The sequence below is a fragment of the Rhizobium sp. BR 250 genome (genome assembly GCF_047445855.1).
GTDB lineage: Bacteria > Pseudomonadota > Alphaproteobacteria > Rhizobiales > Rhizobiaceae > Agrobacterium > Agrobacterium tumefaciens_I.
In genome coordinates this window covers 112,515-134,225 of record NZ_JARWKW010000002.1, presented here as the reverse complement: position 1 = coordinate 134,225, position 21,711 = coordinate 112,515, and the positions used below count along the sequence as shown (strand labels likewise).

At 61.3% G+C, this 21,711-nt stretch carries 24 protein-coding genes; 15 read left to right on the top strand and 9 right to left on the bottom strand.

Going from position 1 to position 21,711, the window contains the following annotated elements; genetic code table 11:
• Positions 1-36: 36 nt before the first annotated feature.
• Together QD336_RS03695 and QD336_RS03690 are read left to right on the top strand one after the other, a co-directional pair.
• On the top strand, positions 37-420 hold the full coding sequence (locus QD336_RS03695) for an MbcA/ParS/Xre antitoxin family protein (protein WP_269344386.1): 384 nt from the start codon (positions 37-39) through the stop codon (positions 418-420).
• A complete protein-coding gene (locus QD336_RS03690) occupies positions 380-1,141 on the top strand; it encodes an RES family NAD+ phosphorylase (RefSeq protein ID WP_167305606.1) in 762 nt (253 codons plus the stop codon). Before QD336_RS03695 ends, QD336_RS03690 begins: the two co-directional genes overlap by 41 nt.
• A 22-nt stretch (positions 1,142-1,163) precedes the next feature.
• On the opposite strand, the gene QD336_RS03685 is transcribed toward QD336_RS03690, so the two are convergent.
• The 3 genes from QD336_RS03685 to QD336_RS03675 form a co-directional block, all read right to left on the bottom strand.
• Positions 1,164-2,678, bottom strand: a complete 1,515-nt coding sequence (locus QD336_RS03685) for an ABC-F family ATP-binding cassette domain-containing protein (RefSeq protein WP_499169422.1) — start codon at positions 2,676-2,678, stop codon at positions 1,164-1,166.
• A 432-nt stretch (positions 2,679-3,110) separates the two neighbouring features.
• Entirely contained in the window at positions 3,111-3,533 is a 423-nt protein-coding gene (locus QD336_RS03680; RefSeq protein ID WP_269344380.1) for a YciI family protein, read from the bottom strand.
• A gap of 103 nt (positions 3,534-3,636) precedes the next feature.
• Positions 3,637-4,083, bottom strand: coding sequence for a MarR family winged helix-turn-helix transcriptional regulator (locus tag QD336_RS03675; RefSeq protein WP_499169421.1), 447 nt, complete (start codon positions 4,081-4,083; stop codon positions 3,637-3,639).
• 149 nt (positions 4,084-4,232) lie between these two features.
• Here QD336_RS03675 and QD336_RS03670 point away from each other — a divergent pair, with 149 nt between their 5' ends.
• The 3 genes from QD336_RS03670 (at position 4,233) to QD336_RS03660 (ending at position 6,349) form a co-directional block, all read left to right on the top strand.
• Positions 4,233-4,961: a DUF899 domain-containing protein gene (locus QD336_RS03670; protein ID WP_269344376.1), complete on the top strand. Its 729-nt coding sequence runs from the start codon at positions 4,233-4,235 to the stop codon at positions 4,959-4,961.
• Positions 4,962-4,986: 25 nt separating this feature from the next.
• A complete protein-coding gene (locus QD336_RS03665; RefSeq protein ID WP_499169419.1) occupies positions 4,987-5,475 on the top strand; it encodes a DUF1579 domain-containing protein in 489 nt (162 codons plus the stop codon).
• Positions 5,476-5,569: 94 nt separating this feature from the next.
• Entirely contained in the window at positions 5,570-6,349 is a 780-nt protein-coding gene (locus tag QD336_RS03660) for a VOC family protein (protein ID WP_269344373.1), read from the top strand.
• Positions 6,350-6,389: 40 nt separating this feature from the next.
• Here QD336_RS03660 and QD336_RS03655 read toward each other — a convergent pair whose 3' ends face one another.
• Entirely contained in the window at positions 6,390-7,286 is an 897-nt protein-coding gene (locus QD336_RS03655) for a LysR family transcriptional regulator (protein WP_499169417.1), read from the bottom strand.
• A gap of 122 nt (positions 7,287-7,408) precedes the next feature.
• Here QD336_RS03655 and QD336_RS03650 point away from each other — a divergent pair, with 122 nt between their 5' ends.
• Together QD336_RS03650 and QD336_RS03645 are read left to right on the top strand one after the other, a co-directional pair.
• The gene (locus QD336_RS03650) at positions 7,409-8,131 is read left to right on the top strand and encodes an SDR family oxidoreductase (RefSeq protein WP_499169415.1); all 723 of its coding nucleotides are present in this window, start codon (positions 7,409-7,411) and stop codon (positions 8,129-8,131) included.
• Between the two features lie 13 nt (positions 8,132-8,144).
• Positions 8,145-8,495, top strand: a complete 351-nt coding sequence (locus QD336_RS03645) for an Atu4866 domain-containing protein (RefSeq protein WP_499169414.1) — start codon at positions 8,145-8,147, stop codon at positions 8,493-8,495.
• Between the two features lie 54 nt (positions 8,496-8,549).
• Here QD336_RS03645 and QD336_RS03640 read toward each other — a convergent pair whose 3' ends face one another.
• The gene (locus QD336_RS03640; protein ID WP_499169413.1) at positions 8,550-10,124 is read right to left on the bottom strand and encodes a helicase HerA-like C-terminal domain-containing protein; all 1,575 of its coding nucleotides are present in this window, start codon (positions 10,122-10,124) and stop codon (positions 8,550-8,552) included.
• Between the two features lie 313 nt (positions 10,125-10,437).
• Here QD336_RS03640 and QD336_RS03635 point away from each other — a divergent pair, with 313 nt between their 5' ends.
• Positions 10,438-10,833 carry a hypothetical protein gene (locus QD336_RS03635; protein ID WP_269344367.1) on the top strand — a complete coding sequence of 132 codons (396 nt, stop codon included), beginning with the start codon at positions 10,438-10,440 and terminating at the stop codon, positions 10,831-10,833.
• 7 nt (positions 10,834-10,840) lie between these two features.
• On the opposite strand, the gene QD336_RS03630 is transcribed toward QD336_RS03635, so the two are convergent.
• Positions 10,841-11,272, bottom strand: coding sequence for a winged helix-turn-helix transcriptional regulator (locus tag QD336_RS03630; RefSeq protein WP_269344365.1), 432 nt, complete (start codon positions 11,270-11,272; stop codon positions 10,841-10,843).
• Between the two features lie 103 nt (positions 11,273-11,375).
• On the opposite strand from QD336_RS03630, the gene QD336_RS03625 reads away from it, so the two are divergent.
• The 3 genes from QD336_RS03625 to QD336_RS03615 all read left to right on the top strand — a co-directional run bounded on the left by QD336_RS03625 (position 11,376) and on the right by QD336_RS03615 (position 13,774).
• The gene (locus QD336_RS03625; RefSeq protein ID WP_499169411.1) at positions 11,376-12,134 is read left to right on the top strand and encodes an SDR family oxidoreductase; all 759 of its coding nucleotides are present in this window, start codon (positions 11,376-11,378) and stop codon (positions 12,132-12,134) included.
• 72 nt (positions 12,135-12,206) lie between these two features.
• Positions 12,207-13,016 carry an AraC family transcriptional regulator gene (locus QD336_RS03620; RefSeq protein ID WP_499169410.1) on the top strand — a complete coding sequence of 270 codons (810 nt, stop codon included), beginning with the start codon at positions 12,207-12,209 and terminating at the stop codon, positions 13,014-13,016.
• A 146-nt stretch (positions 13,017-13,162) separates the two neighbouring features.
• Entirely contained in the window at positions 13,163-13,774 is a 612-nt protein-coding gene (locus QD336_RS03615; RefSeq protein WP_499169408.1) for a LysE family translocator, read from the top strand.
• A gap of 25 nt (positions 13,775-13,799) precedes the next feature.
• Here QD336_RS03615 and QD336_RS03610 read toward each other — a convergent pair whose 3' ends face one another.
• Together QD336_RS03610 and QD336_RS03605 are read right to left on the bottom strand one after the other, a co-directional pair.
• Positions 13,800-14,627, bottom strand: coding sequence for an aldo/keto reductase (locus QD336_RS03610; protein WP_499169406.1), 828 nt, complete (start codon positions 14,625-14,627; stop codon positions 13,800-13,802).
• Positions 14,628-14,739: 112 nt separating this feature from the next.
• Positions 14,740-15,666: a bestrophin family protein gene (locus QD336_RS03605; protein ID WP_499169405.1), complete on the bottom strand. Its 927-nt coding sequence runs from the start codon at positions 15,664-15,666 to the stop codon at positions 14,740-14,742.
• A 189-nt stretch (positions 15,667-15,855) separates the two neighbouring features.
• Between QD336_RS03605 and QD336_RS03600 the strand changes: the two genes are divergently transcribed.
• Complete coding sequence (locus tag QD336_RS03600) at positions 15,856-16,563, top strand: helix-turn-helix transcriptional regulator (protein WP_499169404.1); 708 nt, start codon at positions 15,856-15,858, stop codon at positions 16,561-16,563.
• 48 nt (positions 16,564-16,611) lie between these two features.
• Positions 16,612-16,980, top strand: coding sequence for a VOC family protein (locus QD336_RS03595; protein WP_499169402.1), 369 nt, complete (start codon positions 16,612-16,614; stop codon positions 16,978-16,980).
• Between the two features lie 99 nt (positions 16,981-17,079).
• Here the strand turns inward: QD336_RS03595 and tam are convergent, their stop codons facing one another.
• Entirely contained in the window at positions 17,080-17,850 is a 771-nt protein-coding gene (tam, locus tag QD336_RS03590) for a trans-aconitate 2-methyltransferase (protein WP_269344354.1), read from the bottom strand.
• Positions 17,851-18,184: 334 nt separating this feature from the next.
• Here tam and QD336_RS03585 point away from each other — a divergent pair, with 334 nt between their 5' ends.
• Both QD336_RS03585 and QD336_RS03580 read left to right on the top strand, forming a co-directional pair.
• On the top strand, positions 18,185-19,066 hold the full coding sequence (locus QD336_RS03585) for a branched-chain amino acid aminotransferase (protein ID WP_269344353.1): 882 nt from the start codon (positions 18,185-18,187) through the stop codon (positions 19,064-19,066).
• Between the two features lie 167 nt (positions 19,067-19,233).
• Positions 19,234-21,594 (top strand): methyl-accepting chemotaxis protein, encoded by a 2,361-nt coding sequence (locus QD336_RS03580; protein ID WP_499169400.1) that lies wholly within the window; start codon positions 19,234-19,236, stop codon positions 21,592-21,594.
• Positions 21,595-21,711: the final 117 nt, after the last annotated feature.

Sequence of the window (21,711 nt, the reverse complement as noted above, 5' to 3'; positions counted from 1 at the left end):
ATATGCTATATTCTTTCCAAGGAAAGGATAGGAGCCATGAATATTCACGCCAAGACCGCCATGGATCCCGCATCGCAGGGCAGGGTCGTCACCAAGGCCGTCATCGCCGCCGCCGAGCGGCTGGGCCTGAACGCTGCCCGCACGGCCGATATTCTGGGTGTCTCCGCGCCAACGGTCTCGCGCATGAAGCGGCTCGATTTCCTCCTGGAGCCGGGCGCCAAGTCCTTCGAGCTTGCGGTGTTGCTGATCCGGGTTTTCCGCTCGCTGGATGCCATTACCGGCGGCGACGAGGCGGTGGCCAAAAACTGGCTGCGCAATCACAATACGGCGCTGGATGCCGTGCCTGCCGAAAGGCTCACCACCATTACCGGATTGATCGATGTCCTCTCCTATCTGGACGCCCGACGCGCTCCTGTCTGAAAAACGCGCCGCATCGGGAAAATACTGGCGGCTGGTGGAAGCGCAGCATCAGGTTTCCACCATGAAGCTGGTGGATACGGTGGAGGAGCAATCCCTGCTGGAAGACATTCTGGAGACGAGCAAACGGCCGTTTCCGCCGGAATGCGCCGGTTTCGATTATCTTCTCGCCACGCCTTTCCGATATGGCGCCGCTTATCCACATGGCTCGCGCTTCCGCCGCGCGGGTTATACCGAAGGCGTTTATTACGCCGCCGCGAAGGTGGAAACGGCGCTCGCCGAAATGGCCTTTTACCGGCTGCTGTTTTATGCCGAATCCCCCGGTACGCCGCTGCCGGCCAATCCCGCCGATTATTCCGCCTTTGCCGCCCGTATCGCCACCGATGCGGCGCTTGATCTGACGCAACCGGAACTGAACCGCGACGAAGCGCTCTGGACCGATCTTACGAATTACGAGCCATGCCAGGCGCTGGCCGAGCAGGCGCGACTGGCCAAGGTGGAGGCGATCCTCTACCGTTCGGTGCGCGATCCCGCCGCTGGCCTCAATATCGCGATCCTCTCTCCCAAAGCCTTTGCCGAAAAAGCACCGGTGGAACGCATGAGCTGGCGCATCCGCCTGTCGAAGACGGGTGTGCAGGCATTGTGCGAATTTCCGATGCGCAGAACGGGTTTTGCGGTCTCGGATTTCGCCGGCGATCCACGCCTCGCCAGCCTGCTGGGCTGACAAGGCGTTATTATCGGCAGTTTCATGCCGAGGCGAAAAACGCCTCGGGATCATCGACTTCCACAAGCTTGCGCTTTTCGATCAGCCAGAAGCGGGTTCCGACCGTCCGCACGAAACTCCGGTCGTGCGAGACAAGCACGCAGCTGGCTTCACGGCTGATGATTTCCGCCTCCAGCGTTTCCTGGCCATCTATATCAAGATGGTTGGTGGGTTCGTCCAGCAGGTAGAAATTCGGCTCCGCCAGCCGCAGTGCCAGCATGGCAAGCCGCGCCTTCTGTCCGCCGGACAACCTCGCGATGCGGCGTTTCTGCATTTCCATGTCGATGCCGGCGCCGGCGAGCAGGCCGTGGATGCGCTGGTCGCCAATGTCGAAACGGCGGGACAGCAGCGCCGCCGGCGTGCTGTCGTCGTCGATTGCGGCCAGCGACTGATCGACATATCCGGCCACCAGCGACGGCGTGGCCTTTATGCCGTCCTGTATCTGGCCGGCACCCGTCACCGCTGCCTGCAGCAGCGACATCAGCCGCGTCTTGCCGACGCCATTGCGGCCGAGAATGACGATGCGGTCGCCCTGGCGGATAAATTGCCGGCCGGTGCGAAACAGCACTGTTCCATCCGGCGTCGAGACCGGCACGTCCTCCAGCGTGATGAGAACCTTGGCATGGGTGCCGCGATTGGCGAGCTGGATCTTGCCGGCGGATCGCTCGATATGGGCGGGCCGCGCTTTATCCTCGATTTTTTCTGCACGCTCACGCAATTGCTTGGTCTTGATGGTCAGGAGATCGCTGCCGGAATTGATGCCGATATTGTTGAGCTTGGCCGCCTGCCGGCGCAATTGCTGCGCGGTTTTCATGTCGCGCTGGAAACGTCGCTCATCGGCGGCATCCTCCTCCTCCAAGGCTGCGCGCGCATGGCCATAGGGCAGGCGGAACAGCGCCGAGTTTTCCGGCCGCAGAAATAGCGTCGTCCGTGTGACGTTGTCGAGAAAGGCGCGGTCATGGCTGACGATGATGACGGCGGTATCGCGCGGCAATTCACCGAGCCAGCTTTCCAGCACGTTGATCTTTTCGAGGTCGAGATGGTTGGTCGGCTCGTCGAGCAGCAGCACGTCAGGTTCGGTGATCCAGGCCTTGGCCAGCATGGCAAGCCTCTGCCAGCCGCCGCTCAATTCTTTCAAGCGGCGCTCGCGGAACGGTTCGGGCACCAGCATGGCGTCGAAGATGATGTCGGCGCGCCAGCTTTCGCTGTCGATCGTGTCCGCCGGCAGGGCGGAAAGCACGGCATCCCGCATCGTGTGGTCCATCAGCGCGGAGGGCAGATTCTGGTGGACGATCGACTGCGTCAGCCCGCGCAGCCGGGTCATGTCGCCGCTGGTGGGCTCCATGTCTCCCGCAAGGCAGTTGAGCAGGGTGGATTTGCCGCAGCCATTGGCGGCAACGATGCCGATGCGGTCTCCCGCATTCACGGTGAGGCTGAGATTGGAGAAAAGCGGCTTACCCAGAATGATTCCGAGGTTTCGAAGCGTGATGATGGTCATGAAGTCGTCTCTGGCAGGACGGACCCGTCAAGAACCGTGGTCTGCCGCAGGCAGTACCGGGTTTCGGTTCGTGGTGATCCGTCGTGAAAACATGCGCAACGGCAGACAAGCTGCATTCTGCGCGGCCTTTTAGGCAAACCAGAGTGTTCGTGTTCCGGTCAGCCCTGCAAACGTGTCCGCAGGGCAAAAAGGTGGCAGAGCTGACGATTGCGCCAGAAGCAGGAAATATCCATGCGAAGCCTCCTTTCTTGAAACGGGTTGAACTGCTCGACCATTACCAGCCACGGCTGTTCGTGACAACCATTTTGACGCGGGATAAAAGCCGGAAGATGCGGGAGGGGGCGGTGCGGCAAGTGCCTTCCCCAGGGCGGGGGAGGCGATGAAGGCCGCACCTCATCGGTTCATTCGGGTTTTGCTCTCAGCCGGAAGGGCCTATTGTTTGGCGACACGCGCGCGCAGCTCTTCCACATGCGCGGCGATTTCCGGTGTCACCGCCTCGCCGAAATCTTCCATCTCGAACATCGGGCGGATTTCGATCTCGCTCTTTTCCAGCATCGGGTTCGGGCAGCGTTTCACCCATTGCACCGCCTCGTCCATGTCCTTCACGTTCCAGATCCAGAAGCCGGCGACCAGTTCGTTGGTGTGCGGGAAAGGGCCGTCGATGACGGTGCGGCTGTCGCCGTCGAAAACAACCCTCTTGCCTTTGGAGGAGGGGTGCAGGCCGTCACCGGATTGCATGATGCCGGCATTGACCAGTTCCTCATTGAATTTTCCCATTGCCTCCATGAGTTCGGTGGTGGGCATGACGCCTTCTTCGCTGCTCTTGGTGGCTTTTACAAAAACGATTGCACGCATGATCATTCCTCCTTGATTTGCGCTTTCTTGGTAGTTTCGCTCCCGGGCACGACGGCCGGATGACATTGTTGCCGACAAAAGTGGCACCATGCCGTCAATCCGGTCAGCCGAGGTCGATAAGGTCGCGGCGCAGCCGGTCGGGGTCGCCGCTGCCGATACGCGCTTCGACTTCGGCGTGAGTGTCCTGCCAGATGGGGAAGGCCGCAGCGAGAACGGCCATGCCGTCCGCCGTCAGCCGCAACCGCTTGCCGCGTTTGTCTTTCGGGTCCTGCTCAATGCTGACCAGCCCGCGCCGCTCCAGCGGCTTCAGCGCCGCCGTCAGCGTCGTGCGGTCCATGGCCAGAAGATGTGCGACCGGCCCCATCGGCGGCGGCTCCGGCCGGTTGAGCGACATCAGCAGCGAAAACTGGCCATTGTTGATGCCGATGGGTTTCAGCGCATTGTCGAACAGTCGCGCCAAAGCCCGCGCCGCACGCTGCGCATGCAGGCAGAGACAGGCGTCCCGCACGAAAAGAGTTGTCGAAAAAGGAATCACACCGGTGTTTGACATGGGATAAATATGTTGATATCAACCTAATTAGTCAAGCGGAACTTGATGCCCCGCAGACTGTTTATTGCCTTTCAACACAGAAATAAGCGGTGCCCACCGGTGGAGCGGAGCGGTGCCGTGGTGAAAGACGGATCCAAGGAGGAAAGATCATGTCTCATCCCGTCGTTTCGAAAGACGAGTGGCTTGCGGCCCGCCGCGATCTGCTGGTGAAGGAAAAGGAACTGACCCGCGCCCGGGACAGGCTGAACGAGGCGCGGCGCGCGCTGCCCTGGGAAGAGGTGACGAAGGATTATATCTTCGACGCACCTTCCGGCCCCAGATCGCTAAAGGAGCTGTTCGGTGATTGCAGCCAGCTCATCGTCTATCATTTCATGCTGGCGCCGGACTGGGAGGAGGGCTGCGTCGGTTGCTCCTTCTTTGCCGATCATGTCGATGGCGCGCTGATCCACCTCAAGCATGGCGATGCGGGTTTCGTCGCGGTTTCGCGCGCGCCGCTTGAAAAGATCGAAAGCTACAAAAAACGCATGGGCTGGAAATTCCCGTGGGTTTCAGTCGAGGGCACTGATTTCAACTATGATTACCAGGCCTCGTTTCGCGACGAGGACATGGCCAAAGGCGAAATCACCTATAATTACCGTGACATGGCGCCCTATGGCGACCTGAAGGACCTGCACGGCATCAGCGTTTTCGCCAAGGGCGATGACGGCAAGATCTACCATACCTATTCCACTTACGCCCGCGGCGCGGAACAGACGCTCGGCACGCTGATGCTGCTCGATCTGGTGCCAAAAGGCCGTAATGAAGAAGAGGTAATGGATTGGGTGCGCCGCCACGACCAGTATGAGGACGCGCCGAAGGCCGCAGCCTGCTGCCACTGAAAAGAGAGACGAGGAGGAGACGACAATGGAAATGCCAAGTGTGAAGCCGCAGAAGGAACACGAATTCCTGTCGAGGCTCGTCGGCGACTGGATCATGGTCGCCGGCCATGACGGATACAACCCCGATGATCCCAACCAGCGTTTCACCGAGACCGTCCGCTCCATCGGCGGCTTGTGGGTCATCGGTGAAGGCAGTGGCGGAATGCCCGACGGCGACCGCATGACGGCCGTGATCACGGTTGGTTTCGACCCGGCCAAGGGCAATTTCGTCGGCACCTGGGTGGGCTCGATGATGACCAATCTCTGGGTCTACAAGGGCTGGCTGGAAGAGGACGGCAAGACGCTGACGCTCGAAGCGGAAGGTCCGGCCTTTGACGGTTCCGGAGACACCGCCACCTATCACGACGTGCTGGTGCTGCATGACGACAATCACCGCAGCTTTTCCGGCAGCGTCAAACAGCCGGACGGCACCTTCAAGACCTTCATGACATCGGAGTTTCGGCGCAAGGCATAAGCTGCGCCGGGTTCTGCCTGCACGACAAGCGCCGCCGCACGCTGCGGCGGACACCCAACAAATCCTATGCACTCAATCTCCAGAGGAGACGACAATGTCCGATACACACGGAAAATTCATCTGGGTCGAACTGATGACGCCCGACATGGAGGCGGCGGCCCGCTTTTATGGTCATGTCGTCGGCTGGCAGACCAAGGATTTCGGCTCACCGGAAATGCCCTATCTGGTGCTGGAGGCCGACGGCAAAGGCATGGGCGGCGTCATGGAACTGACGGACGAACACAAGGGCCAGGGCATTCCCCCGAACTGGACGGCCTATGTCGATGTCGATGATGTCGACGCCACGGCGAAACAATTCGCGGCGAAGGGCGGCGCGATCAGACGCCCGCCACAGGATATTCCCGAAATCGGCCGTTTTGCCGTGGTCGCCGATCCCTTTGGTGCTGTACTCTGCATCATGACGCCGCAGCCGATGGAAACCGGCGGTTTCCCCGAGGATATGCAGGAAAAGCAGGGCCATGTCGGCTGGCATGAGCTCTTCACCGACAATGTCGATGAGGCCATGGCCTTTTACGGCGATGTTTTCGGCTGGACCAAGGACCATGATTTCGACATGGGGGAAATGGGCCCGTACCGCATCTTCGCCTATAAGGGCAAAGCCGTCGGCGGCATGATGAAGCGCATGCCGCAGGTCCCCGTCTGCCATTGGGGTTATTATTTCAATGTCGACGGCATCGACGACGCGATCACCCGTGTCAGCGCTGGTGGCGGCAAGGTCGTCAACGGCCCGATGGAGGTGCCCGGCGAAAGCTGGATCGTCAACTGCATCGACCCGCAGGGTGCTTATTTCTCTCTGGTTTCGCAGAAGAAATAGCCGTGTTTTCTGACGATCTGCCGGGGTTCGCTCCGGCAGATCACCGTTCTCTCGACAGCCGGACGTGATCGATGAAGGCCCGCAGTTTCGGGGCAAGATGACGGCGGCTGGGATAATAGAGATAAAACCCCGCAAATGTCGGGGAATAGTCCTCCAGCATGGAAACTAGTTGCCCGCTCGCCAGATAGGGGCGGAATGTCTCCTCCATGCCGAAGGTGATGCCGGCGCCGGCGCAGGCCAGCTTTATCATCAGCTGCATGTCATTGGTGGTGAAGGACGGCTCCACCGCCACCGCAAATTCGCGGCCGTTTTCGGCAAATTCCCACCGATATGGTGCCACACCCGGACGGGACCGCCAGCCGATGCATCTGTGATCGATCAATTCGCGAGGCTGCTTCGGCACGGCGAAGCGGTCACGATAGTCAGGGGAACAGACGGCGAGCTGCCGTTGTGGAGCCGAAACCGGAACGGCAATCATATCCTGCGCGATCAGCTCTCCCAGCCGCACGCCGGCATCGTAATGTTCGGCGACGATATCAAATTCCTCGTCCGTCACGACGATATCGAGCTGCACCCCGGGATGCATTTCGGCAAAGCCTGCCAGCAATGGCCCCGACAGGAAGCGCTCCGCTATGGAAGAAACGGCAAGCCTGAGCTGCCCGCGCACGGTGCCGCTTAATGAAGAGGCGGCCGTTGCGGCCTGCATCAGGTTGCCGATCGATGGTGAAACATCCGCATAAAGCTGCTGCCCCGCTTCCGTCAGGCTGACGCTGCGTGTCGTGCGCCGCACCAGCGCTATTCCCATTGTCTCTTCAAGCTTGCGGATGGTCTGGCTGACGGCGGACCGCGTGACGCCGAGCCTGTCCGCAACGGCCCGGAAGTTACGCTCCTCGGCAACCATGCAGAATGTTGAAAGCGCGTTGAGATCGATATTCATTGGTTAGAAAGTCTACCCATTGAGGTTAGGATTGAGACGGTTATCACGACAATGCCCAAGCTTTATCTTGTCCGCAACGGCCACTTCCGGAAAAAGCCGGCCGTCACATCAAGGAGAAAGCCATGACATTGAACAAAGTCGTTCTCATCACAGGTGCATCGAGCGGGATCGGTGAGGGTATCGCAAGGGAACTTGCGGCCGCCGGGGCGAAGCTGGTGCTGGGCGCTCGCCGCATGGACCGTTTGCAGGCCCTGGCGGAAGAATTGCGCCAGAAGGGTGCCGAGGTCGCCATCCATCCGCTTGATGTAGCGGAGAGGCAGAGCGTCGAGGCCTTTGCCGAGGCGGGGCGCAAGGCCTTCGGGCGGATCGACGTCATCGTCAACAATGCCGGCATCATGCCACTATCGCTGATGTCGTCGCTCAAGGTCGATGAATGGGATCGCATGATCGACGTCAACATCAAGGGTGTGCTTTATGTCGTCGCCGCCGTTCTGCCGGAAATGACCGCACGCGCCTCCGGCCATATCATCAACATCGCCTCCATCGGCGCGCTGGCGGTTTCGCCCACCGCTGCCGTCTATTGCGCAACGAAATTTGCGGTGCGTGCCATTTCGGATGGCTTGCGGCAGGAAAACCGCGATCTGCGCGTCACCTGCATTCACCCCGGCGTGGTGGAAAGCGAACTTGCCCACACCATCACCGATCCGGCCGCCGCCGAACTGATGCAGAGCTACCGGGCCATCGCCCTGAAGCCCGACGCTATCGGCCGTGCGGTGCGTTACGCCATCGAGCAGCCCGATGATGTCGATGTCAACGAAATCGTCGTCCGCCCCACCGCGGCATGAGGAGGATTTGGCAATGAATATTGTTTCGACGTCAGTTGCGGTTCTGCTTGCAACGGCTTCTGCCGAGACGGATTCCCGCAAAACAAATAACACCATGGATGTGAAGATGACCGAAACGGCTCAAACCCAGAACCATCCATATGTCGGCATGTGGGTCACCGGCGATGGCCATGTCCGTCAGGAGCTTCTGCCGAACGGCCGTTATGACGAGGCGCGGGGCAAACGCAAAAGCGCCTATCAGGGACGATACGAGGTGAGGGGAAACCACATCAACTATTGGGACGATACCGGTTTTACGGCCGACGGCGAATTCGTGGACGATGTACTCTATCACGGCGGCATGATCTTCTATCGCCAGAAGTAGCCGTCACGCCAATAAAACGCCGCCTGCTCCATTAAGAGCGGGCGGCGTATGTTTTTACCGCTTCAGACTTCCCAAAATCCCGCGAACGAGGGCGCGTCCCACCGAGGTTGCGACCGAGCGGGCCGCACTTTTCATCGCCGCTTCGATCACCGTTTCGCGCTGGTAGCCGCTCGTCTTGCGCGCGCCGCCGTTGCGGGAGCCGTTGGAGGTCTGCGCGGGTTCCTCGTCGCCGAAACCGGGCAGGCGCCAGCGGCCGGAAGCGCTTTCGGACTGGCTGGATGCGTTTTCCTCTTCCGCACGCTTGGCGGCTTCCGCTTCGGCGACCTTCTGGGCGCGGGCGGCGAGGATTTCGAAGGCCGATTCCCGGTCGATATCCTGGTCATATTGCCCGGCGACGGGGCTTAGATCGATCAGGGACTTGCGCTCCGCATCCGTCAGCGGCCCGACGCGGCCGGAGGGCGGCCTGACGAGGGTGCGCTCGACGATGGAAGGCGCACCTTTGTCATGCAGGGTGGAAATCAGCGCCTCGCCGGTGCCGAGCGTGGTGATGGTGTCGGCCGTGTTGAAGGCCGGGTTCTGGCGGAACGTATCGGCCGCCGTGCGCACCGCCTTCTGTTCGCGCGGCGTATAGGCGCGCAGTGCGTGCTGCACGCGGTTACCGAGCTGGGCGAGAACGGTTTCCGGCACGTCGAGCGGGTTCTGCGTCACGAAATAGACGCCCACGCCCTTGGAGCGGATAAGGCGTACGACCTGTTCCACGCGCTCCACCAGCACGCGGGGTGCATCGTTGAAGAGCAGATGCGCCTCATCGAAAAAGAATACCAGACGCGGCTTTTCCGGGTCGCCCACTTCCGGAAGTTCCTCGAAGAGTTCCGAAAGCATCCAGAGCAGGAAGGTGGCGTAAAGGCGCGGGTTCATCATCAGCTTGTCGGCGGCGAGAACCGAAATCGTGCCAAGCCCATCCGTACCCACGCGCATGATGTCGGCGATCTTCAGCGCCGGTTCGCCGAAGAAATTCGCCGCACCCTGCTGTTCGAGGACGAGCAGCCCGCGTTGCAGCGAGCCGACCGAAGACTTGGAAATCAGGCCGAACTGGTTGGAAAGTTCGGTTGCGTTTTCGCCCATGTAATTCAGGAGCGATTGCAGGTCTTTGAGATCGAGCAGCGGCAGGCCGCCCTGATCGGCGATCTTGAAGGCGATGTTGAGCACACCTTCCTGCGCTTCCGAGGCGTCCATCAGCCGGGCGAGCAGCAGCGGCCCCATTTCGGCGATGGTGGCGCGCACGCGATGGCCTTTTTCACCATAGAGATCCCAGAAGATCACCGGCGATTTGCCATAGGCAAAATCGGTGAAGCCGATCTGTTCGGCGCGTTTCTGCACCCAGTCCTTCGCTTCGCCCTGCGCCGCGATGCCGGAAAGGTCGCCCTTGATATCGGCGCAGAAAACCGGAACGCCGGCCTTGGAGAAACCTTCGGCCAGAACCTGCAGCGAAACGGTCTTGCCCGTTCCCGTCGCACCGGTGATGAGGCCGTGGCGGTTGCCGAATTTCAGTTCCAGATATTCGCCCTTGTTCAGGCTGTCATCCGGATTGCGGCTGGTCCCGATATAGAGCTGTCCGTCCTGCAACATCGACCATTTTCTCCTGCGGCTGATACGTGCCCCCCAAAATCCCGATGGATTTCACAAAAGTCACGTCCGAATTAAAAGCGTGGCTGGCATGCCTTGCCGTTTCCGGCGAAAGCGGCCTTTTCATAGTTTGGTTGTGATGATCTTATAAGGACAGTTTCAAGGCGCAACAACTGCTTGATGGCGATGAAGAAAAACCGTCTGGTGAAAGTTGCCGCGCCCGCCCGCCGCCCGCTTGAATGCGGGGAGAGATTGTTTTACGTTGACGTTAACGTCAGTTATTCGATGTTGGCGTCGTTTTCAACAGGAGGCAAGAATGAACGAAGTCGTGGATCAGATCGCCGTAAAGGCGGGAATTGACCCGGAACTGGCTGAAAAGGCCATTGGCATGATTCTCGGTTTTCTCCAGCGCGAGGCGGAAGACGGCCCGATCGCCCGGATGATCGAAGCCATTCCCGGCGCCAGCGATCTGGTGGCGCAGTATAATGGCGAAGGCGCCGGCAATGGCGGCGGTCTGCTCGGCGGCCTGATGAGCGCGCTCGGTGGCGGCGGTATCATGGGGCTGGGCCAGCAGCTGATGAGCCAGGGCCTCGGCATGAGCGAGATTTCCACGCTTGCCAAGGAAACCATCGCTGTTGCCCGCCAGCATGCCGGCGATGAGGTCGTCGACCAGGTGATCGCTTCGGTGCCGGGCCTCAGCCAGTTCGCGTAAGGCGAATTCACTCCATCGCGGGGCGCGGCGGCTGTTCATTGAAACGCCGCCGCGCCTCTTCTATTTCGGCATGGTGCGTTTCCGCCCAGATCCACACGCCGCAAAAGGCGCTGCCCAGCGTGCGGCCGAGATCAGTCAGGCCATAATCCACATGCGGCGGAATGACGGGGTGCACGGTGCGGCGCACCAGCCCGTCGCTTTCCATCTGCCGCAGTGTTTTTGTCAGCATCTTCTGGCTGATATTGCCCACATGTTTGCCGATCTGCGTGAAGCGCTGCGTGCCGTGCTCTTCCAGCACTTCCAGAATGAGCATCGTCCATTTGTCGGCGACTTTCGCAATGATGTCCTGAACCAGCGCCTCTATCGCCGGATCGCTTTCCGTTGGCGGCGGAACCTTGCGCCGGCTCTCGATGGCCGGATCGGCGGCGTGCCGTTTCATCTTATACTCTCCTTTTTGTAAGTATAAATCTTTTGGGTGCCTACTTTCGATTGGAGAGTATCATAGCTAACTTCCTTTCACCCAACAAGCAAAGGATGCTGCAATGAAAATCACCGGCAATACCATTCTCATCACCGGCGGCGGTTCGGGCATCGGCCGGGCGCTGGCGGAAGCTTTTCATCAGGCGGGCAACAAGGTCATCATTTCCGGCCGCCGCCAGGCCGTGCTCGACGAGGTGACGGCCGCAAATCCCGGCATGGCCTCGATGGTCATGGATGCGACGGATGCAGAAGGCATCCGCGCCTTCGCCGAGGCGCTGGTGAACGCCCATCCGGCCCTCAACGCCGTCATCAACAATGCCGGCATCATGCGCCCGGAAGAAATCGCCGCCGCGCCGGATTACCTCGACACGGCGGAAGAGACCATCGCCACCAATCTCCTTGCCCCCATCCGCCTGACGGCGGCGCTTTTGCCGCATTTCCTCAGGCAACCGGCCGCCACGGTGCTGACGGTCTCCTCGGGGCTTGCCTTCGTGCCGATGGTACTTACCCCCACCTACAGCGCTACCAAGTCGGCCATCCACGCCTATTCCGTTGCGCTGCGCGAGCAGCTGAAGGAAACGCCGGTGGAAGTCATCGAAATCGTGCCGCCCTATGTGCAGACGACACTGATGGGCGAGGGGCAGGCCAATGACGAAAGAGCCATGCCGCTCGAGGCCTTCATTTCCGAGGTAATGGATATTCTCGGCAATCGCCCGGATGAGAAGGAAGTGGTGGTGGAACGCTGCAAGCCGCTGCGTTTTGCCGCGCAGAATGGCAATTTCGATCACGTCTTTGCCATGGTCAACCACATGCACCCGTAAACCGGGCGGCGCCTGTCGCGGGCAGGCATCCTGTGATAGCGTGGCGCTCTTTCCTGCGGAGCGCGCGCTTTCATGGCCCAAGGCCAGTTCCTGATGCCGAAAACCGTTCTGCCCGGCGTTGCCGCCGTGGTGGCGGATAGCGACCGCGCCTTTCCGCGCCACATGCATGACCAGTTCGGCATCGGTCTCATCCATCGCGGTGCGCAGAAATCCCTCTCCGGTCGCGGCATGGTGGAGGCCGGCGCCGGCCACGTCATCACCGTCAATCCGGGCGAGGTGCATGACGGCATTCCGCTCGGAGAGGGCGGTCGCGCCTGGCGCATGCTTTATCTCGACATCGATATCGTTCGCGACGCCATTGCCGATATCGGCGAAAGGGATCGCGGTGCGTTCGAATTCGCCTATCCGGTCGATACGAGACCTCTGGCGGCTCGGTTCAATGCGGTCTTTTCAGCCATGACGGCAAGGGAGCGGCCGGGCGAAACCCTGCATGGCGACGAGACCCTGCTGATGCTTCTGGCGGGCGCGATGGAGACGGCGGCGAAGCCGCCCGCCATGGCTGCGCCCGACAATATCCGGCGGGCAAAAAGCAGCATCGATGACGATCCCGCCCGGTCGTTTCGCTTGGCCGGTCTGGCCAGGGAGGCCGGCATGAGCCAGTTCCGCTTCCTGCGGGCCTTCTCCAGGGCGACGGGCATGACACCGCACAGTTACCTTCTCCAGCGCCGCATCCATCTGGCGCGGCACGCGCTGGCCGGCGGCACCCCACCTGCCCAGGTCGCCTTCATCGCCGGCTTTGCCGACCAGAGCCATCTCAACCGGTTCTTCGTGCGGCAATTCGGCGTGACGCCGGCGGCCTATCGGGCGGCGACAGGCGGCTGATCGTCGCTCTCTTCCGTCATGCCGGAACTGAGCCGGCGGGGGCCAGGGTTACGGTGTGCGGATGTGGCGCTGCAATTTCATCCAAGACACCAACCCCACGCGCCATCATGCTCCCATCCTCCACCCCAGGAGGACATACCCGCATCATGACACCCGAATTCCTCATCACATCCTTCATCGTCGCCGCCTCTCCGGGAACCGGCGTGGTCTACACGCTCGCCGCCGGTCTTTCGCAGGGGGTGAGGGCAAGTATCGTTGCGGCCTTTGGCTGTACGCTCGGCATCGTGCCGCATCTTCTGGCCGCCATCACCGGCCTTGCCGCCATTCTACACACCAGCGCGCTGGCCTTCAGCGTGGTCAAATATCTGGGGGTTGCCTATCTCCTTTACATGGCGTGGAACACGCTGCGGGAGGACGGCGCGCTGAAGATCGATGACGCCCGGCAACGGCAAAAGGCCGCCCGCGTCATCGGTGAGGCGATCCTTATCAATCTGCTGAACCCGAAACTGTCGATCTTCTTTTTCGCCTTCCTGCCGCAATTCATCGCGCCGGGCGAGCTTTCACCGACAGGGCGCATGATCGATCTCGGGCTGATCTTCATGGCCATGACGTTTCTCGTCTTTGCGCTCTACGGCTGCTTCGCCGCCTCGGTGCGGCGGCAGGTGGTGTCACGCCCGGCCGTGCTCACCTGGCTCAGGCGCAGTTTCGCCGCCGCCTTCGTGGCGCTGGGCGCGAAACTGGCCCTCTCCGAACGGTGAGACCGAACCGGACGCCCCCGCCGCCTCAGTCGTCCCAATCGGGCGCAAGGTGGCCGGGGTTGACGATGCGGCCATTCGGCCGGGCAAGCGCGTGGATCGCCTGCATTTCCTCTTCCGTCAGGGTGAAATCGAAAATGTCGAAATTCTCCTTGAGGCGGCTTTCCGTCGCCGTCTTGGAAAGCGCCACGACATCCGGCTGCTGCACCGCCCAGCGCAGGGTCACCTGCGCCGCCGTCTTGCCGTATCTCGCGCCGATATCCTTCAGCAGCGGATCGTTCGGCACCTTGCCATCGGCCATCAGATAATAGGCCGTCACCGAAAGCCCGTGTTTGCGCGCGGCCGAAATCACCTTCGTCTGGTCGAGATAGGGGTGATATTCGATCTGGTTGGTGGCAAGCGGCGTGTCGGAGAGTTTCACGGCCTCTTCGGTCAGCGCCACGTTGAAATTGGAAATGCCGATATTGCGCACCTTGCCGGCCTTGCGCACCTCGTTCAGCGCGCCGATCCTCTCCGCCAGCGGCACATCGCTTTGCGGCCAGTGCAGGAGCAGCAGATCGACATAATCGGTCTTCAGCTTCGCGAGGCTTTCATCGACAGAGGCGAGGAAATCGTCGTGGCGGAAGCGGTCCACCCACACCTTGGTGGTCAGGAAAATATCATGCCGGGAAATGCCGGACTGCGCGATGACCTCGCCGACGGCGCCCTCATTCTTGTAGATCTGGGCCGTGTCGACATGGCGGAAACCGAGTTTCAGCGCTTCCGGCAGAATGCGCTGCACATCGTCTTCCGGAATGCGGAAGGTGCCGAAACCGAGGGCGGGAATAGTCGCGCCATTCGCGTTGACGTGATACATGGGTGTCTCTCCTGTTTGCTGAAAACATGGCCGGCGGAAGAGGCCGGATGGGGAAGCCGTCTTTCTTTTAACTGGTGTCGGCGTGATCGGTTTCAACCGTGCCGGAACGATATCACATCAGCACATAATCCACCGGGCGCGGGTCTTCAGGCAGATCGGTCTCGCCCATCGCCTCGCGCAGGTTGATCTCGATGGTGGTGGCGAGCGCATTGATCGGCAGCGCATTGAGGCCGGTGCCGAAGGGATCTTCCAGCTCGTCGGACAGCGCATCGAGACCGAAAAACGTATAGGCGACGAGCGTGCTGGTAAATGGCGTTGCCCAGCCGAGCAGATCGGTAAAACCGAATGGCAGGAGAAGGCAGAAAAGATGCGCGGTGCGGTGCAGCAGCAGCGAATAACCGAAGGGAACCGGCGTGTGGCGAATGCGCTCGCACGAAGCCTGCGCGGCCGCCATCTGCTGCACGGTTGCATCCAGCATCTGCAGCTGGATATCGCTGATCTGCCCCTTCGCGTTGGCGGCGATGAAAGCGCCGGAGATTTCGCGCAGCAGCATGTCCGGCCGGTTGCGGCTGCGGGTATAGGTCTCAGTGAAATCGTCCGGGATGAAGCGGGCAGCGTTGGCGGTCGCCTCACCGGGCCGCAGATGCGAGACCAGCGTGTGGCAGAAGGCGATGGCGAGATCGATCACCCGCCGGCGCGCCACCGGTTCGGCCACATCCTGCCGGTTCTCGAGCAGCGCGCTTTGGCGCGCCAGCGTGCGGGCCACGGTAATCAGCGCGCCCCATTGTTTGCGGGCTTCCCACCAGCGGTCGTAACAGGCATTGGCGCGAAAACCGAGGAACACCGAAAGCGCGATGCCGAGCAGCGAAAACGGCGCACCGTTCAGCGCCGGCACCAGATCGGGCCGATCCTTGTGTGCCCAGACGACCAGCGTCGACAGCACAAAAACGGCGAGCACCTGCGGAAAGATGCGGACGATGATGGAGCCGCGCACAATGAATAAAAGCTGCAGCAGGTTCGGTTTTGAACGAACGATCATGGCGAAAACCCGAAAGGCCTGGGATGGTGGCGAGGATGCGAAAATCCCGGCCCCTATCTACATGATGGCGGCTCGGGCTTGTCCACCCTTTTTTGCACGGTTGCGCCCGGCGACGGGCGGGGTTACCCCTCGGGGCACCGGGAAACGTCACCGGTATGATCCGACGATGCGGATGGAAGGAAATCTCGCGTGTCACGCTCACAACGGCTTCTTGATCTCCTGCAGATCCTGCGCTCCCACCGCATGCCGGTCAGCGGTGCGGACCTTGCCGCTGAGACCGGCGTCAGCCTGCGAACGCTCTATCGCGATATAGCGACGCTGCAGGCGCAGGGCGCGGATATCGGGGGCGAGGCCGGCGTGGGTTATGTGCTGCGCCCCGGTTTCCTGCTGCCGCCGCTGATGTTTTCGCAGCAGGAAATCGAGGCGCTGGTGCTGGGTTCGCGCTGGGTGGCAGGCCGCGCCGATGCGGGGCTGGCCGAGGCCGCGCGCGCCGCACTCGTCAAGATCGCCGCCGTCCTTCCGGATGGCTTGCGGGAAGAACTCGACAATTCTACGCTGCTTGTCGGGCCGGGACAGTCTGCCGCGCCGATAGGGTTCGATCTTTCGGCGGTGCGCAGCGCCATCCGCGCCGAGACAAGGGTCGCGATCGCCTATCGTGATGAAAAGGGAGAACCGACGGAGCGGGTGATCTGGCCTTTCGCGCTCGCTTTTTTCGATCTGGTGCGGGTGGTGCTGGCATGGTGCGAGACCCGGCAGGATTTCCGCAGTTTCCGGGCCGATCGCATCGAAAGCTTCCGTCCCCTCGACAGCCGTTACCCGCGCCGCCGCCAGGTGCTGCTGAAAGAATGGCGCGAGCGGGAAAAACAGCGGCGACGCAATCATGCTGACAAAAACTGACAGCAGGCGGGTCTAGAAACCGTTCATCCGCAACACAGGAGAACGACCATGACCCACCCCGATTTCACCATCCTTTATGTCGACAACCCGCCGGCCAGCACGGAATTCTACAAGGCGCTGCTGGGTGTCGATCCCGTCGAATCCTCCCCGACTTTTTCCCTCTTCGTCCTTCCTAACGGCATGAAACTCGGCCTCTGGTCGCGGCACACCGTGGAGCCCAGGGCATCCGTGACGGGCGGCGGCGGAGAGCTTGCCTTCCGTGTCGAAAACGATGCGCAGGTGGATGAGACTTTTGCCGGGTGGAAAGCAAGAGGTGTCGCCATGCTGCAGCAGCCCGCGAAAATGGAGTTCGGTTATACCTTCACGGCCGCCGACCCCGACAGCCACCGCCTCCGGGTCTACGCCTTCGCGGGCTGACGACAAGGGCTTTGGGCTGGCTGGATTTCTGTGACAGGCACAGGAATGAGGGTAGAGGGGATGCGCCCGCGTGCGATAACGCGCGCATCGCGTGCCCTGCTACTTCTTCACTGCCACCACGAAAAGCCGCGGAAAACGCAGCAGTAACCGGCCATCTGCCATGGGCGGATAGGCCGTCCCGATGCGCCGTGTATAATCGGCGAGGAAGGCCTCGCGGTTTTCCTCGCCGGCGGCGGTGAGATAGGGGCGCAGCCCCGTGCCCTTCACCCATTCGACGATGCTTTCCGCATCCTTCATCGGGTGATTGTAGATGGTGTGCCACACATCCACGCGGGCCGATTTCGGTGCCAGCGCGTTGAAATAGTCTGCTGGCGCGGGCAGGGGCTTGCGGCGCAACTTGCCGCCGGAAAACGTCTCTTTCCACGGACCGTTTGCGCCGGTTTCCTCCATGGCGGTATGGGTCGGCTCCTGCAGGTTGTCCGGCATCTGCACGGCCAGAACGCCGCCGCTTTCCAGCTGGTCCATCAGTTGCGCAAGAACGGCAAGATGATCCGGCACCCACTGGAACACCGCATTGGCGTAAAGCAGGTCCGCCTTCTGCACCGGTTTCCAGTGTGCGAGATCGGCTTTGCCGAAACGGGTGTTGGGCAGCCGGTCCGCCGCCTTTTCCAGCATGTCGTCATCGCTGTCGATGCCGGTGATGACATTGACGCCGTAACGGTCGGTCAGGAGTTCGGTGGAGTTGCCGGGGCCGCAGCCGAGATCATAACCGTTCAGCACCCGCTCCAGCGGCACCTGCGCCAGAAGATCCCGCGCGGGGCGTGTCCGCTCGTCTTCGAATTTCAGATATTGGTGGGCGGACCATGCCATGATTGCCTCCTGCGGACTGCCGTCAGATCGTCAGCATCGCATGGCCGAAACGGCCCCGCCATCATCGGATCAATGAATTATTGTGATGAATCTATTCATCAACCTTTTGTTTCGCCTCACAAAACGTCTTTGTCAGGGCCTGCATTTGTTATTTTCCATCAAAATCAAATATGGTGGCAATTAAAACTTGACCTGTCTGGGCGAGAGGCATTCACTCCGGCCGATTTCCAGCAGATGCCGGTTAAGAACGCGCAGCGTTTTGCTTCCGGAAATGCATCAAGACAAAAGACGGAGCGTTTTCGCCGGACGGAAATGCTTGAGACAGGAGACTATCATGAGCGTCGATACCGCACCCCGATCAACCACCTGGACCTATGTTGACGGTCAATGGCTGCCCGGCAATCCGCCGCTCATCGGCCCGACCTCGCATGCCATGTGGCTGGCCTCGACGGTGTTCGACGGCGCGCGCTGGTTTGATGGCGTGGCGCCCGATCTCGATCTGCATTGCCAGCGCGTCAACCGCTCTGCGGTCAACATGGGCATGAAGCCGACCATGACGGCGGAGGAGATCGAGGCTCTGGCGCTGGAAGGCGTCCGGAAATTCGATGGCAAGGTCGCGATCTATATCAAGCCGATGTATTGGGCCGAACACGGCATGCCGGGCAGCGTCGTGGCGCCGGATGCCGGTTCCACCCGTTTTGCACTCTGCCTGTTCGAAGCGCCGATGGATGCCGGCAAACCGCTGACGCTCACCGTCTCGCCGCTGCGCCGTCCTTCGCCCGAAACCGCGATGACCGACGCCAAGGCCGGCAGCCTTTATCCCAATAGCGGCCGCGCCATTCTGGAAGCCCGCTCGCGCGGTTTCGACAACGCCCTGATGCGCGACATGAACGGCAATGTCGCCGAATCCGCCTCGTCCAACATCTTCATGGTCAAGGACGGTGTCGTTCTCACGCCCGTGCCGAACCGCACCTTCCTTGCCGGCATCACCCGTTCGCGGGTGATCGGCCTTCTGCGGCAGGCCGGTTTCGATGTCCGTGAGGCAACGCTTTCGGTCGAGGATTTCCGCGAGGCCGATGAGATTTTCTGCTCGGGCAATTATTCGAAGGTTTCGCCTGTGGTGAAGCTGGATGACCGCGAATTGCAGGCAGGTCCGGTCGCCCGCAAGGCACTCGATCTCTACATGGACTGGGCGCGTCTCGGCGCGGATGTCTGAGACCTGTCAATAATCCTGTTTTCAAAGGCCGCGGCGGGTCGGACCCGTCGCGGCTTTCTGCTTTGAACGGTAAGATTTCCCGTGGAAATTAAGGGGCGATTTAATCCAATCTTAGAAAAATACCCTGTAGTTTGCGGCACTATCCTTTTGGGCTATGGGGGCCGCAAATGTCTTTCAGCATACGCAATATACTTGTGGGCTTTTTCCTGCTTGTCGGCATCGCGCTGGCGGGTTTCGTGGGCAATGCCATGTGGCAGTCCGTTCATCGCGCCCGAACTTTTTCGGAAGTCGCGCATCTCGTTTCGCTCGACAGGCTTCTCTTTAACACCCTGCTGAATTTCCGCAGCGAACGCGGCAACAGCGCCTCGGCCCTGACGGTCGATCCGGCGAAGACAGCCAATACCATCGCCAGCGTGCAGGCATCGCGCCAGAAGGTGGATGCGGCGATGAGCGCTTTCCTCGAACAGTCCGCTGCAATCGATCACGCAGCGCTCAAGGCCTCGCTTGACCGGGTGAAGGAGATTTACGCGCAGTTTCTGGATTTGCGTAAAAAGGTCGATGCCAACGTGACCCTGCCGCTCGACCGCCGCGAAACCGGCCTCGACAAGACCGTGCTGACGCTCGGCCAGGATTTCCTGACCACGCTCGAAACGGGATCGACGGCGGTGGAGGGCGAAATCCGTTCGCTCGATCAGAGCCTCACCGGTCTTATCCAGCTCCGGTCCTACGGCTGGTCGGCGCGCGCTCTCGGCGGCAGCGCCACGGTCGTTATCAACGCGGTGGTAGCGCAGCAGCGACCACTCACCCCGCAGGAAACCCAGCAACTCAACAATTTCGATGCAGGCGCGGCCTTCGCGTGGAAAGCTACCGGCGACCTCGTTGCGCATGAATCGACACCACAGGCGCTGAAGGATCTGTACGCCACCGCCGACCGGACCTATTTCAAGGGTGATTTCATCACCCAGCGCACCAAGCTGATTGATGATCTGAACAACGGCCGCACGCCGGCCTTCACCATCGACACCTGGCGCAACACCGTCACGGCCAACCTCGACACGGTCGCGAAAATCGCGTCGGAAGCCATGGATACGCTCAACGCCAACGCTGAGAAAGCCAAGCAGGACGCCTTTATCGGCTCGATGATCTATCTCGCTGCCTTCATTGTAACGCTGGGCGTCTGCATTCTCTGCCTGGGCGTCATCGTTGGCCGTGTCACTCGTCCGATCAGCAATCTCACCCGGGCGATGATGGAACTGTCCACCGGCAATCTGACCATCGACGTGCCCGGCGCCCGGCGCTCCGACGAAATCGGCGAAATGGCCCGCGCGGTGGAGGTCTTCCGTGAGGCGGCCATCCGCAACCGGCAGCTGGAAACGGACGCCGTCGCCAACCGCGAGCAGGCCGAGCGCGACCGTATCGAGTTGCAGCAGCGTGCGGAGGCCGAGGCCGAAGAACGGCTCAATCAGGCCACGGGTTCGCTGGCGGGCGGTCTTCGCCGTCTCGCTTCGGGTGATATGGTCTGCGAGATCGCCACGCCTTTCGCTCCGCAATTCGAGGCCCTTCGCCACGATTTCAACAGCTCCGTGCATCAGCTGCGCGAGGCGCTGACAAGCGTCGGCCAGTCCGTACAGACGGTGAATGGCGGCGCCCACGAGGTTTCCTCGGCATCCGACGATCTCTCCCGCCGCACCGAGCAGCAGGCCGCTTCTCTGGAAGAGACCGCCGCCGCGCTGGAAGAGATCACCGCCAATGTTTCCGCCACCTCCAAGCGCGCCGGCGAGGCGCGTGATACGGTGCGGGAAGCAAGGGCAAAGGCCGATCTTTCCGGCAAGGTGGTGCGCGACGCCGTCTCCGCCATGGAACGCATCGAACATTCCTCGCGCCAGATCGGCCAGATCATCGGCGTCATCGATGAAATCGCTTTCCAGACCAACCTTCTGGCGCTGAATGCGGGCGTCGAGGCGGCAAGGGCGGGCGATGCCGGCAAGGGTTTTGCTGTCGTGGCGCAGGAAGTGCGCGAACTGGCGCAGCGTTCCGCCAATGCGGCCAAGGAAATCAAGCAGCTCATCAATACCTCGGCCGTTGCGGTGGGCGAGGGCGTGAAGCTGGTTGCCGATACCGGCGTCGGGCTCTCCGAAATCGAGCAGCTGGTGCTGTCCGTCAACACCCATATGGATGCCATCGCCACCGCGGCGCAGGAACAGTCGGCGGGTCTCTCCGAGGTCAATACCGCTGTCAACCACATGGACCAGGCCACGCAGCAGAATGCCGCCATGGTCGAGGAAATGAACGCGGCGGGTGCCGGTCTCGCGCAGGAATGTACCAATCTGCACACCCTGCTTGCGCAATTCCAGCTCGGCCAGCAGACCTCTGCATTGCGGGAGACGGCGCGGCAGATGCAGCGCGCAGCAAGCCCGGCGCGCGCGCCTGCCGCCCAAACCTCCCCGGCTGCGAAGGCCCGCCCGGTTGCCGCTTCGCGCGGTAACGCGGCGCTGGCCGTGAAGGGGGACGACTGGACGGAGTTTTGAGGACGGAGCAAGTTTGCCGGATATAACGGTGAACGAGCTGTCGCACCCCGTCACCCCGGACTGGATCCGGGGTCCAGTGCGATCAAGCCTTGATCGCAGAAAGCTCCTTCACCGCGC